This is a genomic window from Burkholderia sp. HI2500 (assembly GCF_002223055.1).
GTDB lineage: Bacteria > Pseudomonadota > Gammaproteobacteria > Burkholderiales > Burkholderiaceae > Burkholderia.
Genome location: NZ_NKFL01000004.1, coordinates 203,246 through 219,324 on the forward strand (window position 1 = coordinate 203,246; position 16,079 = coordinate 219,324).

Genomic DNA, 16,079 nt, shown 5'->3' on the forward strand with positions numbered 1-16,079 from the left:
CGTGCGGCAGGTGTGGTATCTATAGGCAGGTAGTCCGATTCACTTTCATTGCTCTGTTTCATTGAATAAGGAGTACGGAACATGGCCAGGAAAACTCAAGCTGCCCAGATCAACATCGGCATCAGCGACAAGGACCGCAAGAAGATCGCGGAAGGCCTGTCGCGCCTGCTTGCCGATACGTTCACGCTGTACCTGAAGACCCACAATTTCCACTGGAACGTCACGGGCCCGATGTTCAACACGCTGCACCTGATGTTCGAGGAGCAGTACAACGAACTGTGGCTCGCGGTCGATTCAGTCGCCGAACGCATTCGCACGCTCGGCGTCGTCGCGCCGGGCACCTTCGGTGATTTCGCGAAACTGTCGTCGGTGCCGGAAGCGAACGGTGTGCCCGCTGCCGAAGACATGATTCGCCAGCTCGTCGAAGGGCACGAGGCCGTCGTGCGTACCGCGCGTGCGATCTTTCCGCTTGCCGATGCGGCGAGCGACGAGCCGACCGCCGACCTGCTGACGCAGCGCCTGCAAATTCATGAAAAAACCGCGTGGATGCTGCGGTCGTTGCTCGCGTAGGCGTGCAACGCGCGGCAGGCTGGCCCAAGCCTGCGCATCGTGACTCCGGCCCTGATTGATTCACCGTCGTCGGGCCGAACCCAGTCCGGCGCGCTGCGCGGATCCGTGCGTGCGATGGCTCTGTCCCTTGATTGATGCGCGTCGCCGCTCGGCCATGTGCAGCGGGCGCGGGCAGCGCGCAGGCGTCCGGCCGCGAGCGCCCGCGGGCCTTGCCGACATGACGCGAAGCGCCGCTCGGCTCTAAAATGCCGGGGTTATCTTCCCGGTGCTTCGCCATGCTTGCCCGCTTTCCCCTGTATCTGCGGCTCGTCCGGATGGACAAGCCGATCGGCAGCCTGCTGCTGCTGTGGCCGACGCTCAACGCGCTGTGGATCGCGTCCGACGGCCATCCGCGCTGGCCGCTGCTCGTGATCTTCTCGCTCGGCACGCTGCTGATGCGCTCGGCCGGCTGCGCGATGAACGATTACGCCGACCGCGACTTCGACCGCCATGTAAAGCGCACGGCCGACCGGCCGCTGACGTCGGGCAAGATCCGCGCATGGGAAGCCATCGCGATCGCGGTCGGGCTCGCGTTCATCTCGTTCCTGCTGATCCTGCCGCTCAACACGCTGACGAAGCAGTTGTCCGTCGTCGCGCTGTTCGTCGCGGGCTCGTATCCGTTCATGAAGCGCTTCTTTGCGATTCCGCAGGCCTATCTGGGCATCGCGTTCGGCTTCGGCATCCCGATGGCGTTCGCGGCCGTGCAGGACACGGTGCCGACGATCGCGTGGGTGATGCTGGTCGCGAACATCTTCTGGTCGGTCGCGTACGACACCGAATACGCGATGGTCGATCGCGACGACGACATCAAGATCGGCATCCGCACGTCCGCGCTGACGTTCGGCCGCTTCGACGTCGCGGCCGTGATGCTGTGCTACGCGGTGACGCTCGGCATCTACGTGTGGATCGGCGTGACGCTCGGCTTCGGCCTCGCATACTGGGCCGGCTGGGCGGCGGCGGTCGGCTGCGCGTTGTATCACTACACGCTGATCAAGGACCGCGAGCGGATGCCGTGCTTCGCGGCGTTCCGGCACAACAACTGGCTCGGCGGCGTGCTGTTCGCCGGGATCGCCGTGCATTACCTGCTGGCGGGCAGCTGAATTTCGCGATCGCACCGCAGGCGGTATGCGATGCCAGACGCGGTACCAACAAAAAAGCGGCCTGGGCCGCTTTTTTGCTGTTCGTGCAAATCAGCATAACGGGGCGGGGCGCCCAACGCGTACAGCGAGCGCCGGGCTGCTACCGCCAGCGCGCTCACGCGCGGCCGAGCTCGTCGCCCATTTCCTTCGCACGCGCTTCGGCCGCGAGCGCACCGCGCACGATCGCATCCTTCACGCCTTGCGCGTCGAACGACGCGAGCGCGGCGGCCGTCGTGCCGCCCTTCGACGTCACGCGCTCGCGCAGCACGCTCGCGGGCTCACCGGATTGCGCGGCCAGTTGCGCGGCACCCGTGAACGTCGCGACCGCGAGCGCACGGCCTTGTTCGTCGTTCATGCCGAGCTGGCGCGCGGCTTCCTGCAGCGCTTCGATGAAATAGAACACGTACGCGGGGCCGCTGCCCGAAATGGCCGTGACGGCGTCGAGCTTCGACTCGTCGTCGAACCAGACGATTTCACCGACTGCACCCAGCACGTTCGACGCGAGTTCGCGGCCCGCCGCGTCGACGCCCGGCAGTGCGGCGAGGCCCGTCACGCCCATGCCGACGAGTGCGGGCGTGTTCGGCATCGTGCGCACGACGCGTGCGTAATCTCCGAGCCAGCGTGCGAGATCGCTGCCGCGGATCCCGGCCGCGATGCTGATCACGAGCTGCGACGTCAGGTGCGGTGCGAGCGCCTGCGCGACGTCCTTCAGCACCTGCGGCTTCACCGCGAGCACGACCGCGTCGTAGTCGGCGAGCGTCGCGTCGATGGCCGCGCCGGTGCGCACGCCGAACTGCTGGGCGGCGCGCGCGCGTACTTCTTCGTTGACGTCGATGGCATACAGGCCGTCAGCGGCAACGCCGCGCTTGATCAGGCCGCCGATCAGGGCCGCGGCCATGTTGCCGCCGCCGATGAATGCGATTTTCATGATGTCCGATTGAGCAAGTGAGTGAACGGTAGGGCAGAAAGGGCGTGGCGCTCAGTGCGAGTAATCGCGCGCGCCGAAGATCGCGGTGCCGACGCGCACGATCGTCGCGCCTTCGAGCACGGCCGCATCGAGATCGGCGGACATGCCCATCGACAACGTGTCGAGCGGCAGGCCGTCGGCACGCAACGTGTCGAACAGCGCGCGCAGCGCACGATGCGGCGCGCGTTGCGCGTCGGTGTCGCCGGCCGGTTCGGGAATCGCCATCAGCCCGCGCAGCCGCAGCGACGGCAGCGCGGCGACCGCGCGCGCAACCTCGGCCACGTCGGCCGGCGCAACGCCGCTCTTCGACGCCTCGCCGCTGATGTTCACCTGCACGCAGATGTTGAGCGGCGGCAGGTGCGCGGGGCGCTGTTCCGACAGGCGCTGCGCGATCTTCAGCCGGTCGACCGAATGGACCCAGTCGAAGCGTTCGGCAACCGGGCGCGTCTTGTTCGATTGCAGCGGCCCGATGAAATGCCATTCGAGGTCCGCACGCAGGTCGGCGAGCGCGTCGATCTTGTCGATCGACTCCTGCACGTAGTTTTCGCCGAAGGCACGCTGCCCGGCCGCATGCGCGGCGCGCACGTCGTCGGCGGGAAAGGTTTTGGACACGGCGAGCAGCGACACGGTGGCGGGATCGCGGCCGGCCGCGCGGGCGGCGTCGGCGATGCGGCGATGAACGGAGGCGAGACGGGCGGCGAGATCGGACATGACGGGCACGAAAGCAGGCACGGAAGCGGGCATGGTGCGGATGCGCCGCGGCACGCGACGCATCGATTCGCCCATTATACGGACGCCGTGCGCGAGGCCCAGCGTCCACCCGTCATTCGGATGAGCACGCGCTAGCCGTACAGCAGATGCTCGACGAGCTGGATCCAGTGGGTGACCGGAATCTGCGTGCCGCTTTGCAGGTGCGCGATGCAGCCGATGTTGCCGGAGACGATCATCTGCGGTTCGAGCGCCTGCAGCTTCAGCAGCTTCTGCTTGCGCAACCGGTACGACAGCGACGGCTGCGTCAGCGAATAGGTGCCGGCCGACCCGCAGCACAGATGGCTGTCGGCCGGCAGCCGCACATCGATGCCGAGCGTCTCGAGCAGGCGTTCGACCTTGCCGCGCGACTGCTGGCCGTGCTGCAGCGTGCACGGCGGGTGGTACGCGACCGTATGGATCGCGCGGCGCCGCGCGAGCGTCGCGAGCTCGGCCTCGAACGCGAGCAGCACGTCGGAGATGTCGCGCGTGAGCGACACGATGCGCTGCGCTTTCTCCGCATAGGCCGGGTCGTCGCGCAGCAGGTGCGCGTATTCGAGCACCGTCGCGCCGCAGCCCGACGCATTCATCACGATCGCCTCGACACCCTGTTCGACATGGGGCCACCACGCGTCGATGTTGCGGCGCGCGTCGTCGAGCGCTTCGTCGTGATAGTTCAGGTGCAGGCGGATCGCGCCGCAGCAGCCTGCGTCGGGCGAGACGACCGTCTCGATGCCGAGCGCGTCCAGCACGCGCGCGGTCGCGATGTTGATGTTCGGCAGCATCGACGGCTGCACGCAGCCGCCGAGCATCAGCATCTTGCGCGTATGCGTGAGGTGCGGCCATTCGAGCAGCCGCGTGCGCGGCGGCACCTTGTCGCGCAGCCGCTTCGGCAGCAGCGGCCGCACGTGCTGGCCGAGCCGCATCACCGGCGAGAACAGCGCCTCGTTCGGCACCAGGCTCGCGAGCAGGCGGCGCACGAGACGCTGCTGCGCCGGGCGTTGCACCTGCGCCTCGACGTGCTTGCGGCCGATCTCGACGAGCCGGCCGTACTGGACGCCGGACGGGCAGGTCGTCTCGCAGCTGCGGCAGGTGAGGCAGCGGTCGAGGTGCTGCTGAGTGCTGCGCGTGACAGGTGCGCCTTCGACCATCTGCTTGATCAGGTAGATCCGGCCGCGCGGGCCGTCGAGTTCGTCGCCGAGCAACTGGTAGGTCGGGCAGGTCGCGGTGCAGAACCCGCAATGCACGCACTTGCGCAATATCGCGTCGGCTTCGTCGCCGTCGGGCGTATTGCGGATGAAATCGGCGAGGTTCGTTTGCATCGAGCTTAGGGTCTGTTTACCGATGGAACGCACATGCGTTGCCCCGAGAACGGCCGCTCGCGAGGCGCGCGACGCCGCGAATACTGACGTATCGCCAAGGAGCGCAACGCGGCGAGCGGCCGTTCTCGGGGCAACCCCAAATTAAAAAAAACATGTCACGGGAATGCCCGAAATCGCCCGTATGGCGGCGTCGCTCGTCGCTTGTCCCCCAAGGGGACTTCCTTCGGGGCGTTTGGCAAGGCCGAACGGCGCTCCTCACTTCTTGCCCTACGGGCGATTTCGGGCATTCGCATGTGCGTTCCATCGGTAAACAGACCCTAAAGATCGGGGTAGAGCCGGCCGCGGTTGAAGATGCGCGCGGGGTCGAACGCGGCCTTCAGCCCGCGGTGGATTTTCATCATCGGGGCGGGGAGCGGCGTGAACACGCCCGCGCTGCGGTCGTACGCGTCGCCCGCACGGAACAGCGTCGCGTGGCCGCCGGCCTGCTTCGCGCTCATTCGCACGGTCTGCGCGTCGGCGTCGGTGATCCACCAGCGCTGCGCGCCGCCCCATTCCATCAGCTGGGTGCCGGGCAGGTGCATCGGTTCGGTGATCGACGGCAGCGCGAGGCGCCACAGCGCATAGCCGGGCGGGATGCCGTTGAAGAACGGGTCGGTATGCTCGCGCAGGCCGGCCCAGAAGCGTTCGGCCTCGACCGCGTCGACGACTTCGCCGCCGAGCAGCGTCTTCGCGGATTTCACGGCCGCTTCGGCGCCCGACAGGCGCAGCACGAGCGTGCCGTTGCGCCAGCCGCTCGCGCTGACGGGCAGCGGATGGCCGCCCCATTCGTTGAGCTTGCGCACCGCGTCGGTCGCGGTCATCTCGAACTTCAGCGTGACTTCGGCGACGGGCATCGGCAGCACCTTGAGCGACAGGTCGAGCATCAGCCCGAGCGTGCCTAGCGCGCCGGCCATCAGCCGCGACACGTCGTAGCCGGCGACGTTCTTCACGACCTGACCGCCGAAACGCAGCATTTCGCCGCGGCCGTTCATCAGCGTGACGCCGAGCACGAAATCGCGCGGCGCGCCGCAGGTGGCGCGCCGCGGGCCCGCCAGGCCGGCCGCGACGCAGCCGCCGACGGTGGCCGAGCGGCCGAAGTGCGGCGGCTCGAACGGCAGCATCTGGCCGCACTCGGCGAGGACGGTTTCAAGCTGCGCGAGCGGCGTGCCCGCGCGGACCGTGACGACGAGTTCGGCCGGGTCGTACGACACGACGCCCTGAAACGCGCGCGTGTCGAGTATCTCGCCCTCGAGCGCCTGGCCGTACCAGTCCTTGGTGCCGCCGCCGCGAATCCGCAGCGGCCGGCCGTCGGCACTGGCGGCGCGGATACGCTCGGCCCATCCGGCGACGATGTCGTCCTCTTCCATGTTCTGTTGCTGCCTCGACTTGTTGTTCGGTCGATTGTACCGGGGTGGCGCGAATCCACATCGCGACTATCCCTAAGCCCCGTATTGCAGGCCGCATGCTTGCGCCGTCGCTCGAACGGGCCGCGCGGGCGCGGCGCGCCGCCGCGACCCGCCCGCCGGCACGGGCCGCGTACCGGGGGTGAGGCTCAGAAGCGCGGCAGGTCGGGGTGCGGCAGCAGCCCGCCGCGCACGTGCTGGCGACCGTACTCGGCGCAGCGCGCGCGGGTCGGGATGCCCTTGTCCGGGTTCAGCAGCCCCGCCGGATCGAACGCGCGCTTGACCGCGAAGAACGCATCGCGCTCCTGCGGCGAGAACTGTACGCACATCGAATTGAGCTTCTCGATGCCGACGCCGTGCTCGCCCGTCACGCTCCCGCCGAATTCCACGCAGCATTCGAGGATTTCCGCGCCGAACTGCTCGGCACGGTGCAGTTCGTCCGGATCGTTCGCGTTGTACAGGATCAGCGGATGCATGTTGCCGTCGCCCGCATGGAACACGTTGATGCAGCGCAGCCCGTAGCGCGTTTCGAGCTGCTCGATGCGCGCGAGCAGCGGGCCGATCGCGCGGCGCGGCACGGTGCCGTCCATGCAGTAATAGTCGGGCGAAATACGGCCGGCGGCCGGGAATGCATTCTTGCGGCCCGACCAGTAGCGCAGCCGCTCGCTCTCGTTGCGCGATACCTGGATGCGTGTCGCGCCATGCTCGCGCAGCACGGCCGTCATCCGCACGATCTCTTCCGCGACTTCCTCCGGCGTGCCGTCCGATTCGCACAGCAGGATCGCCTTCGCGTCGAGGTCGTAGCCGGCATGCGTGAAGGACTCGACGGCCTGCGTGGCCGGCTTGTCCATCATTTCGAGCCCGGCCGGGATGATCCCCGACGCGATGATCGCCGCGACGGCCTCGCCGCCCTTGACGACGTCGTCGAAGCTCGCCATCACGAGCTGGGCCGTTTGCGGCTTCGGGATCAGTTTCACCGTGACCTCGGTGACGATCGCGAACATCCCTTCGCTGCCGATCATCACGGCGAGCAGGTCGAGGCCCGGCATGTCGAGCGCGAGCGAGCCGAATTCGACGATCTCGCCGTCGATCGTCACCGCACGCACGCGCATCACGTTGTGCACCGTCAGCCCGTATTTCAGGCAGTGGACGCCGCCGGAATTCTCCGCGACGTTGCCGCCGATCGTGCACGCGATCTGCGACGACGGATCGGGCGCGTAATACAGGCCGTACGGCGCGGCGGCTTCCGAGATCGCAAGGTTGCGCACGCCGGGCTGCACGGTTGCCGTGCGGGCGTAAGGATCGACTTCGACGATGCGCGTGAAGCGCGCCAGCGACAGCACGACGCCGAGCGCCATCGGCAGCGCGCCGCCCGACAGGCTCGTGCCCGCGCCGCGCGGCACGATCGGCACCTCCATGCGGCGGCAGATCTGCACGATCCGCTGTACCTGCGATTCCGTTTCGGGCAGCGCGACCGCGAGCGGCAGGCGGCGGTACGCGGACAGGCCGTCGCATTCGTACGGCGCCGTGTCTTCGTCGCGGTACAGCAGGCAGTGTGTCGGCAGCACGGCCATCAGCGCCTGCACGACTTCACGCTGGCGCTGCGCGCGTGCCGCGCTCGACAGTTCGACGGGAGCGTTCATGGGGTCTCCTGCAGCAGGCGGCGCGGTGTCGCGCACCGTGTCAGCACGTGAAAATCTTGCCCGGATTCATCAGGTTGCGCGGATCGAGCGCGAGCTTGATCGCCCGCATCGTGTCGATCGCGTTGTCGCCGTGCTCCTTCGGCAGGAAGCGCATCTTGTGCAGCCCGACGCCGTGCTCGCCCGTGCAGGTGCCGCCGAGGCGCAGCGCGCGTTCGACGATCCGGTCGTTGATGTGCTCGGCTTCGGCGATTTCCTCGGGCTTGTCGGGGTCGATCAGGATCGCGACGTGGAAATTGCCGTCGCCGACGTGGCCGACGATCGGGCAGGGCAGCGACGACGCGCGCAGGTCGACCTCGGTTTCCTCGACGCACGCGGCGAGCTGCGAGATCGGCACGCACACGTCGGTCGTCACCGCGCGGCAGCCGGGTTTCAACTGCAGCATCGCGAAATACGCGTTGTGGCGGGCGGCCCAGAGCCGGCTGCGGTCCTCGGGGCGGGTGGCCCATTCGAAGCCCTGGCCGTTGTTCTGGCCGGCGAGCGCCTGCACGAGCTCGGCCTGTTCCTTCACGCCGGCCTCGGTGCCGTGGAATTCGAAGAACAGCGTCGGCGCTTCGGCGAGCGTCAGGTTCGAATGGCGGTTGATCGAGCGCACGGCGAGCGCATCGACGAATTCGACGCGCGCGATCGGCACGCCGATCTGGATCGTCTCGATCACGGTGCGCACCGCGTCGCCCATCGACGGGAACGTGCAGATCGCGGCGGATACGGCTTCGGGCAGCGGATGCAGGCGCAGCGTGATCTCGATGATCACGCCGAGCGTGCCTTCGGAGCCGACGAACAGGCGCGTGAGGTCGTAGCCGGCCGACGACTTGCGGGCGCGCGAGCCGGTTTTCACCACGCGGCCGTCGGCGAGCACGGCGGTCAGGCCGAGCACGTTCTCGCGCATCGTGCCGTAGCGCACGGCGTTGGTGCCCGACGCGCGTGTGGCGGTCATCCCGCCGATGCTCGCGTCGGCGCCCGGGTCGATCGGGAAGAACAGGCCGGTGTCGCGCAGCGCTTCGTTGAGCGCCTTGCGCGTGATGCCCGGCTCGACCGTCACGGTCAGGTCTTCGGCGTTGATCGACAGCACGCGGTTCATTTCCGACAGGTCGAGCGAGACGCCGCCGCGCACCGCGAGCAGATGGCCCTCGAGCGACGAGCCGGCGCCGTACGGGATCAGCGGGACGCTGTACAGCGAGCACAGCGACACGACTTCGCGCACGTCGTCCGCGCTGTGCGCGAACACGACGGCGTCGGGTAGCTGCGGGTCGAACGGTGATTCGTCGCGGCCGTGGTGGGCGCGGACGGCGTCGGCGGTCGACACGCGCTCGCCGAAGGCGGCGCGCAGCGCATCGAGCATGGCAGGGGGAAGGGGGCGGCGCGTGGCGGCCGGCTGGGCAGGGTGATTCACGTACGTCTCCTTGTCGATCCGGGTGAGCGCGTTGGCACCGGCCCGGCTCCCGTGCTGCAGGGTTTCGGCCCATTCTACGCTGTAACGCCCGCTGCGCCCGCCTCCGCGGGCTGCGATAATCGCGTTCGAACGCAACCGGGCCGCGTCGCGGCCACGCACGAGAGGACATTCGCATGGGCAACCGCTTGAGCAAGATCGCCACGCGCACGGGCGACGATGGCACCACCGGGCTCGGCGACGGCCGGCGCATCGGCAAGGACGACACGCGGATCGCCGCGATCGGCGACGTCGACGAACTGAACTCGAACCTCGGCGTGCTGCTCGCCGAAACGCTGCCGGACGACATCCGCACGGCGCTCGTGACGATCCAGCACGACCTGTTCGATCTCGGCGGCGAACTGTGCATACCCGGCCATACCGTGCTCGACGACACGCATCTCGCGCGTCTCGACCGCTGGCTCGCCGACTACAACGCGACGCTGCCGCCGCTGAAGGAATTCATCCTACCGGCCGGCTCGCGCGCGGCGTCGCTCGCGCACGTGTGCCGAACCGTATGCCGCCGCGCGGAGCGCTCGATCGTCGCGCTCGGGCGCACCGAGACGCTCAATGATGCGCCGCGGCGCTACGTGAACCGGCTGTCGGACCTGCTGTTCGTGCTGGCGCGCGTGCTGAACCGCACCGACGGCGGATCGGACGTGCTGTGGGAGCGCGGTCGCGTCCGCTGACCGTTTGCCCCTTTGACGCACTGCGACAATTTGCCCGAGGGGCGTCCATTTTTAAAGATGTATTGTGTGTACATGTTTAACGGAGAACGAACATGACCCACATCACCGCTGACCAGATGGCTCGCGTGAAGGCCACTGCCCCTGTCCTCGCCGTGCACGGCGCGACGATCACGAAGCACTTCTACCAGCGCATGTTCGCGCGCCATCCGGAACTGAAGAACCTGTTCAACCAGACGCACCAGAAGACGGGCAGCCAGCCGGAAACGCTCGCGAAGGCCGTCTACGCGTATGCGGCGAACATCGACAACCTCGGCGCGCTGGGCGGCGCCGTGACCAAGATTGCGCACAAGCACGCGAGCCTGAACATCCGCCCCGAGCATTACCCGATCGTCGGCGAGAACCTGCTCGCGTCGATCGTCGAAGTGCTGGGCGACGCGGTCGATGCCGAGACGCTCGAGGCATGGCGCGTCGCGTACGGCCAGCTCGCGCAGATCCTGATCGGCGTCGAGGCCGACCTGTACGCGGGCGCCGCGTGGAGCGGGTTCCGCCCGTTCAAGGTCGAGCGCAAGGTGCGCGAAAGCGACGAGATCACGTCGTTCTACCTGACGCCGGCCGACGGCGGCGCGGCGCCGACGTTCGAGCCGGGCCAGTACATCACCGTGAAGCGCTTCGTCGGCGACCTCGGCGTCGACCAGCCGCGCCAGTACAGCCTGTCCGACGCGCCGCACGGCAAGTGGCTGCGCATTTCGGTGAAGCGTGAAGCCGGCAAGCCGGAAGTCATTCCGGCCGGCAAGGTGTCGACGCTGATGCACGACGGCGTGGAAGAGGGCGCGATCGTCGAAGGGACCGCGCCGATGGGCGAATTCTCGCTGAAGCGTGGCGTCGAGACGCCGGTGGTGCTGATCTCCGGCGGCGTCGGCATCACGCCGATGATGTCGATGGCGTCGACGCTGATCGCCGAGGGCAGCCGGCGCGAAGTGCGGTTCGTCCACGCTTGCCGGTCGGGCGCGGTGCACGCGTTCCGCGACTGGCTGAACGATACGGTGCGCGACCATGCGAACGTCAAGCGCACGGTGGTGTACGAGCTGGTCGGCCCGAACGATCGCGCCGGCATCGACCACGACCTGGAAGGGCGCCTCACGCCGGAACGCGTGCAGCAGTACGCGCGGGTGCCGGACGCCGACTACTACATCTGCGGCCCGATCGGGTTCATGAAGGCGCAGCGTGACGCGCTCGTCGCGCTGGGCGTCGCGCCGGAACGCGTGAACACCGAGATCTTCGGTTCGGGCGCGCTCGAGTGATGCGCGGGCGGATCGCCTCCCGCCAATGAAAATGCCCGGCGGGAGCCGGGCATTTTTGTCGCGCGCATAGGGCGTCAGGCGCGCAGCATCAGCGTCGCGTGATAACGCCACACTTTCGGATCAGCACTGACGAGCGGCATGCCTTCATGGAGCGCCTGCGCGACCATCACGCGGTCAAACGGATCGGCGTGATCTGGAAAATCGGGCAACGCGGCGACACCTTCGACGTGATCGCTGCTGATCGGTAACTCCGCAAAACCGGCGAGCCGAAATGCCGAGCGTGCATCACGTGGGTGAACGGGCAGATTGCCTTTGCGGTATTTGATCGCGATTTCCCAGATGGACGCAGCGCTGACGTACAGCGTGTTCTCGGGATGCTCGATCAACGCGGCTGCGGTCGCCGAAAGTTGAGGTGCGCCTTCAGCCGCCCATAGTGCGATGTGCGTATCGAGCAGCAGCTTCACGGCGCGAGCCCTTGTTCCAAGCTGGCATCGAAGTCAGCCGCGATCGATGCGTCACCGGCATTGAATGCCTCGACGGTTGTCGGGATGTTCAGCCCGGCAAGCAATTGACGAGCGGCGCCGATTCGCTTCGGCGCCGCGTAAGGAACGATCCGCGCAACCGGATGACCATTGCGGGCGATCACGACTTCGGACTCGCGCCCCAATTCAAGCGCTTCGACGAGGCTTGAGAGCCGCGACTTGGCATCGTGCATGTTGACGGTCGGCATCGTCGCCCCCCCTGGTTAGCTAGATAGCGTTAGCTAGTCTAGCAGAGTGAAATGACGACCGCACGCTGGCCGCATGGCCAGCCCGCCGGCAGGCGGGGTCATGCGGCCAGCCTGTTTGCGTCCGTCAGTTCCCGCTGCCGCGCGTGACGCGACGCGCCTTCACCGATTCCGCGAGACCTTCGAGCACCTTCACGCTGTCGTCCCATGCGATGCACGCATCGGTGATGCTCTGGCCGTAGGTCAGCTCGCAGCCTTCCTTCAGGTCCTGGCGCCCCTCGACGAGATGCGACTCGATCATCACGCCGACGATGCGGGCGTCGCCGGCCGCGATCTGGCGGCCGATGTCGGCACAGACGGGGATCTGGTTCTCGTGCTTCTTCGAGCTGTTCGCGTGGCTCGCGTCGATCATCAGGCGCGCGGCGAGGCCGGCCTTGCCGATGTCCGCGCACGCGGCGTTCACGCTGTCCGCGTCGTAGTTCGGCGCCTTGCCGCCGCGCAGGATCACGTGGCAGTCCTCGTTGCCCGCCGTCGACACGATCGCCGAATGGCCGCCCTTCGTCACCGACAGGAAATGGTGCGGCTGCGAGGCGGCCTTGATCGCGTCGACCGCGATCTTCACGTTGCCGTCGGTGCCGTTCTTGAAGCCGACCGGGCACGACAGCCCCGACGCGAGCTCGCGGTGCACCTGCGATTCCGTCGTGCGCGCGCCGATCGCACCCCACGAGATCAGGTCGGCGATGTACTGCGGGCTGATCATGTCGAGGTATTCGGTCGCGGCCGGCAGCCCCATCTCGTTGATCTGCAGCAGCAGCTCGCGCGCGGTGCGCAGCCCTTCGTTGATCTTGAAGCTGTTGTCGAGGTGCGGATCGTTGATGAGGCCCTTCCAGCCGACCGTCGTGCGCGGCTTCTCGAAGTACACGCGCATCACGATTTCCAGTTCGCCCTTGAAGCGCTCGCGCTCTTTCACCAGCCGGCCCGCGTATTCGATCGCCGCCTTCGTGTCATGGATCGAGCACGGCCCGATGACGACGATCAGCCGGTCGTCCATCCCGTGCAGGATGCGGTGCATCGACTGGCGCGAGTTGTAGATCAGCTCGGACGCGGCTTCGGAGCACGCGAATTCGCGGATCAGGTGGGCGGGCGGCGTCAGTTCCTTGAGTTCGCGAATGCGGACGTCGTCGGTGTTGTGCGGGGGCATGCTGTTTCTCCTTGGTTCCGGGCGCGGTTCGGTCAGTGCGAGTGCGCGTGCGGCAGATTCATCAATTCAAGCGATTCAGTGGTGTCGGTCGGGGCCGCGGGACCGCAGCGGCGGCGACCGGGTGGCGAAGGGCGAAAAAAAACCGCCGGGTTCGCCGGCGGTTTTTTCGGGAATTTCGGTTGCGCTTTACGCGCCATCAACCCTCTCGATCCGCCAGCGGTCTGAGATACCAAAAAAAGTAAAAGTAAAACTTGGCGGACATGACGGAGATTCGGTTCGTCAAAAAAGTTGATTCGGAATTTATACCCCGTCGCCGGGCGGCTGGCAACCGGGAAACGTCAAAAATGCGGACATTCCGCGCGTTTTCTTCAAAATGCGCGGAATGTCTGCGCCGCGATGCGGTTATGCCGTACCGCCGACCGTCATCCTGTCGATCCGCAGGGTCGGCTGGCCGACGCCGACCGGCACGCTCTGGCCTTCCTTGCCGCACACGCCCACACCCGAGTCGAGCGACATGTCGTTGCCGATCATGCTCACGTCCTTCAGCGATTCCGGGCCGCTGCCGATCAGCGTCGCACCCTTCACCGGGTAGGTGATCTTGCCGTTCTCGATCATGTACGCCTCGGACGCCGAGAACACGAACTTGCCGTTCGTGATGTCGACCTGGCCGCCGCCGAAGTTCACCGCGTACAGGCCGTTCTTCACCGATGCGATGATTTCCTGCGGATCCTTGTCGCCGTTCAGCATGTACGTGTTGGTCATGCGCGGCATCGGCAGCGCCGCGTACGACTCGCGGCGCGCGTTGCCGGTAACCGGCATCTTCATCAGGCGCGCGTTCAGCGTGTCCTGGATGTAGCCCTTCAGGATGCCGTCCTCGATCAGCGTCGTGCACTGCGTCGGGTTGCCTTCGTCGTCGATGTTCAGCGAGCCGCGGCGGTTCGGCAGCGTGCCGTCGTCGACGACGGTCACGCCCTTCGCGGCGACGCGCTCGCCGATCCGGCCCGCGAATGCCGACGAGCCCTTGCGGTTGAAGTCGCCCTCGAGGCCGTGGCCGATCGCCTCGTGCAGCAGCACGCCCGGCCAGCCCGGCCCGAGCACGACCGTCATCGCGCCGGCCGGTGCAGGACGGGCGTCGAGGTTCACGAGCGCCGCATGCACGGCGTCGTCGACGTAGCGCGACAGCACGTCGTCGGTGAAGTAGCCGTAGTCGAAGCGGCCGCCGCCGCCGCCGGAGCCGATCTCGCGGCGGCCGTTCTGCTCGGCGATCACCGTGACCGACACGCGCACGAGCGGGCGGATGTCGGCCGCGAGCGCGCCGTCGCTGCGGGCGACCAGCACGACGTCGTATTCGCCGGCGAGGCCCGCCATCACCTGCGTGATGCGCGGGTCGCGGCCGCGTGCCATCTGCTCGATGCGCTCGAGCAGCTTGACCTTGGCCGTCGCGTCGAGCGACGCGAGCGGATCGGACGGCAGGTACAGGTCGCGACCCGAGATGCCCTTCAGCGACGATGCCGCCTTGATCTTCTGGCGGCCGCCGCCGGCCGCCGCGATTGCCTTGGTGGCCGCCGCGGCTTGCGCGATCGCTTCCGGCGACAGGTCGTCGGAATACGCGAACGCGGTGCGATCGCCCGCGACCGCGCGCACGCCGACGCCCTGGTCGATGCTGAAGCTGCCCGATTTGACGATGCCTTCCTCGAGGCTCCACGCTTCGCTGCGGGTGGCCTGGAAGTACAGGTCCGCGTAGTCGACGCGATGCGTGAAGATGTCGGCGATCGTGCGCGTGAGCAGGCTTTCGTCGAGGCCGTACGGCGTGAGCAGGATGTCCTTCGCCAGCGCGAGGTTGCGGATGCCGGGTTCGATGATGTTCATGCGGATATCGGGGTTTCTCAAAAAGTTGTCGGGTGCTTCTGGGCAGATGGGTTGGCCGCGCGGCGTTTCAAGCGGCGCGGCGGATTCAGGTCAGCACGCGGTGCCGCCACGCGGGCAGGCTCTGGCGCACGTCGGCGATGCGTTGCGGATCGATCGCGCCGAGCACGACGCTGGCGCCCACGTCGCGGACCGCTACGATCTCGCCCCACGGGTCGATCAGCATGCTGTGGCCCCAGGTGCGCCGGCCGTTCTCGTGCTTGCCGCCTTGCGCGGCCGCGAGCACGTAGCACTGGTTCTCGACGGCCCGTGCGCGCAGCAGCGTTTCCCAGTGCGCGCGGCCCGTCGTATACGTAAACGCCGACGGGACGACGATCAGCGTGCAGTCGCCCATCCTGCGATACAGCTCCGGAAAGCGGAGATCGTAACAGACCGACAGGCCGACCCGCCCGAACGGCGCGTCGAACGCGACGACCGTATCGCCCGCGCGGATCGTGCGCGCCTCGTCGAACGACTCGTCGCCTTTCTCGAAGTTGAACAGGTGGATCTTGTCGTAGCGCGCGGCTTCGTTGCCGGACGGATCGAACACGAGCGTCGTGTTGAGCACGCGATCGGGTTCCGGCGCCTTCAGCGGCAGCGTGCCGCCGATCACCCAGACGCCGTGGCGACGCGCGGCGTCCGCGAGGAAGCGCTGGATCGGGCCGTCCTGGTAGGGTTCGGCGAGCGCGAGCTTGTCGGTGTCGCGGTGGCCCATGAAGCAGAAATACTCGGGCAGCAGCACGAGCTGCGCGCCTTCGCCGGCGGCTTCCGCGATGAGGCGGCGGGCTTCGGCGAGATTGCGCGCGACGTCCGGCGTGCTCACCATCTGCAGCGCGGCGACCTGGAAGGGCGTGGCGGAACGGGTGTGGTCGGTCATCGCAGGATCGGTTGCGTCATAAAT

16 protein-coding genes are annotated in these 16,079 nt (G+C 67.5%); 5 read left to right on the plus strand and 11 right to left on the minus strand.

Features of this window, described 5'->3' with window-relative positions:
- Nucleotides 1-81 precede the first annotated feature (81 nt).
- A complete protein-coding gene (dpsA, locus tag CFB45_RS03485) occupies nt 82-570 on the plus strand; it encodes a non-specific DNA-binding protein DpsA (protein ID WP_089424538.1) in 489 nt (162 codons plus the stop codon).
- A gap of 275 nt (nt 571-845) precedes the next feature.
- The gene (gene ubiA, locus CFB45_RS03490; protein WP_089424539.1) at nt 846-1,709 is read left to right on the plus strand and encodes a 4-hydroxybenzoate octaprenyltransferase; all 864 of its coding nucleotides are present in this window, start codon (nt 846-848) and stop codon (nt 1,707-1,709) included.
- Between the two features lie 154 nt (nt 1,710-1,863).
- Here ubiA and proC read toward each other — a convergent pair whose 3' ends face one another.
- The 6 genes from proC to CFB45_RS03520 all read right to left on the minus strand — a co-directional run bounded on the left by proC (nt 1,864) and on the right by CFB45_RS03520 (nt 9,319).
- Nucleotides 1,864-2,676 carry a pyrroline-5-carboxylate reductase gene (proC, locus tag CFB45_RS03495; RefSeq protein WP_089424540.1) on the minus strand — a complete coding sequence of 271 codons (813 nt, stop codon included), beginning with the start codon at nt 2,674-2,676 and terminating at the stop codon, nt 1,864-1,866.
- A 51-nt stretch (nt 2,677-2,727) separates the two neighbouring features.
- On the minus strand, nt 2,728-3,426 hold the full coding sequence (locus CFB45_RS03500; RefSeq protein WP_089425846.1) for a YggS family pyridoxal phosphate-dependent enzyme: 699 nt from the start codon (nt 3,424-3,426) through the stop codon (nt 2,728-2,730).
- Between the two features lie 131 nt (nt 3,427-3,557).
- Entirely contained in the window at nt 3,558-4,784 is a 1,227-nt protein-coding gene (gene glcF / locus CFB45_RS03505) for a glycolate oxidase subunit GlcF (RefSeq protein ID WP_089424541.1), read from the minus strand.
- A gap of 317 nt (nt 4,785-5,101) precedes the next feature.
- Nucleotides 5,102-6,190 carry a glycolate oxidase subunit GlcE gene (glcE, locus tag CFB45_RS03510; protein ID WP_089424542.1) on the minus strand — a complete coding sequence of 363 codons (1,089 nt, stop codon included), beginning with the start codon at nt 6,188-6,190 and terminating at the stop codon, nt 5,102-5,104.
- A 185-nt stretch (nt 6,191-6,375) separates the two neighbouring features.
- Nucleotides 6,376-7,869 carry an FAD-linked oxidase C-terminal domain-containing protein gene (locus tag CFB45_RS03515; RefSeq protein WP_089424543.1) on the minus strand — a complete coding sequence of 498 codons (1,494 nt, stop codon included), beginning with the start codon at nt 7,867-7,869 and terminating at the stop codon, nt 6,376-6,378.
- Between the two features lie 40 nt (nt 7,870-7,909).
- On the minus strand, nt 7,910-9,319 hold the full coding sequence (locus CFB45_RS03520; RefSeq protein WP_089424544.1) for an FAD-binding oxidoreductase: 1,410 nt from the start codon (nt 9,317-9,319) through the stop codon (nt 7,910-7,912).
- Nucleotides 9,320-9,492: 173 nt separating this feature from the next.
- Here CFB45_RS03520 and CFB45_RS03525 point away from each other — a divergent pair, with 173 nt between their 5' ends.
- Together CFB45_RS03525 and hmpA are read left to right on the plus strand one after the other, a co-directional pair.
- Nucleotides 9,493-10,044: a cob(I)yrinic acid a,c-diamide adenosyltransferase gene (locus CFB45_RS03525; RefSeq protein WP_048022312.1), complete on the plus strand. Its 552-nt coding sequence runs from the start codon at nt 9,493-9,495 to the stop codon at nt 10,042-10,044.
- Between the two features lie 92 nt (nt 10,045-10,136).
- Entirely contained in the window at nt 10,137-11,345 is a 1,209-nt protein-coding gene (hmpA, locus tag CFB45_RS03530; RefSeq protein WP_089424545.1) for an NO-inducible flavohemoprotein, read from the plus strand.
- Nucleotides 11,346-11,419: 74 nt separating this feature from the next.
- Here the strand turns inward: hmpA and CFB45_RS03535 are convergent, their stop codons facing one another.
- From CFB45_RS03535 to aroG, 3 genes are all read right to left on the minus strand, one after another.
- Nucleotides 11,420-11,809, minus strand: a complete 390-nt coding sequence (locus tag CFB45_RS03535; protein WP_011351011.1) for a type II toxin-antitoxin system VapC family toxin — start codon at nt 11,807-11,809, stop codon at nt 11,420-11,422.
- On the minus strand, nt 11,806-12,075 hold the full coding sequence (locus CFB45_RS03540; protein WP_089424546.1) for a type II toxin-antitoxin system Phd/YefM family antitoxin: 270 nt from the start codon (nt 12,073-12,075) through the stop codon (nt 11,806-11,808). Before CFB45_RS03540 ends, CFB45_RS03535 begins: the two co-directional genes overlap by 4 nt.
- Before the next feature lie 124 nt (nt 12,076-12,199).
- Complete coding sequence (aroG, locus tag CFB45_RS03545) at nt 12,200-13,273, minus strand: 3-deoxy-7-phosphoheptulonate synthase AroG (RefSeq protein WP_089424547.1); 1,074 nt, start codon at nt 13,271-13,273, stop codon at nt 12,200-12,202.
- On the opposite strand from aroG, the gene CFB45_RS38915 reads away from it, so the two are divergent.
- Entirely contained in the window at nt 13,272-13,565 is a 294-nt protein-coding gene (locus CFB45_RS38915) for a hypothetical protein (protein ID WP_174973275.1), read from the plus strand. The two genes, aroG and CFB45_RS38915, sit on opposite strands and share 2 nt — an antisense overlap.
- Before the next feature lie 110 nt (nt 13,566-13,675).
- Here CFB45_RS38915 and tldD read toward each other — a convergent pair whose 3' ends face one another.
- A complete protein-coding gene (gene tldD, locus CFB45_RS03550) occupies nt 13,676-15,142 on the minus strand; it encodes a metalloprotease TldD (protein ID WP_039361365.1) in 1,467 nt (488 codons plus the stop codon).
- Between the two features lie 85 nt (nt 15,143-15,227).
- Nucleotides 15,228-16,055 carry a carbon-nitrogen hydrolase family protein gene (locus CFB45_RS03555; protein WP_089424548.1) on the minus strand — a complete coding sequence of 276 codons (828 nt, stop codon included), beginning with the start codon at nt 16,053-16,055 and terminating at the stop codon, nt 15,228-15,230.
- Between the last annotated feature and the right edge of the window lie 24 nt (nt 16,056-16,079).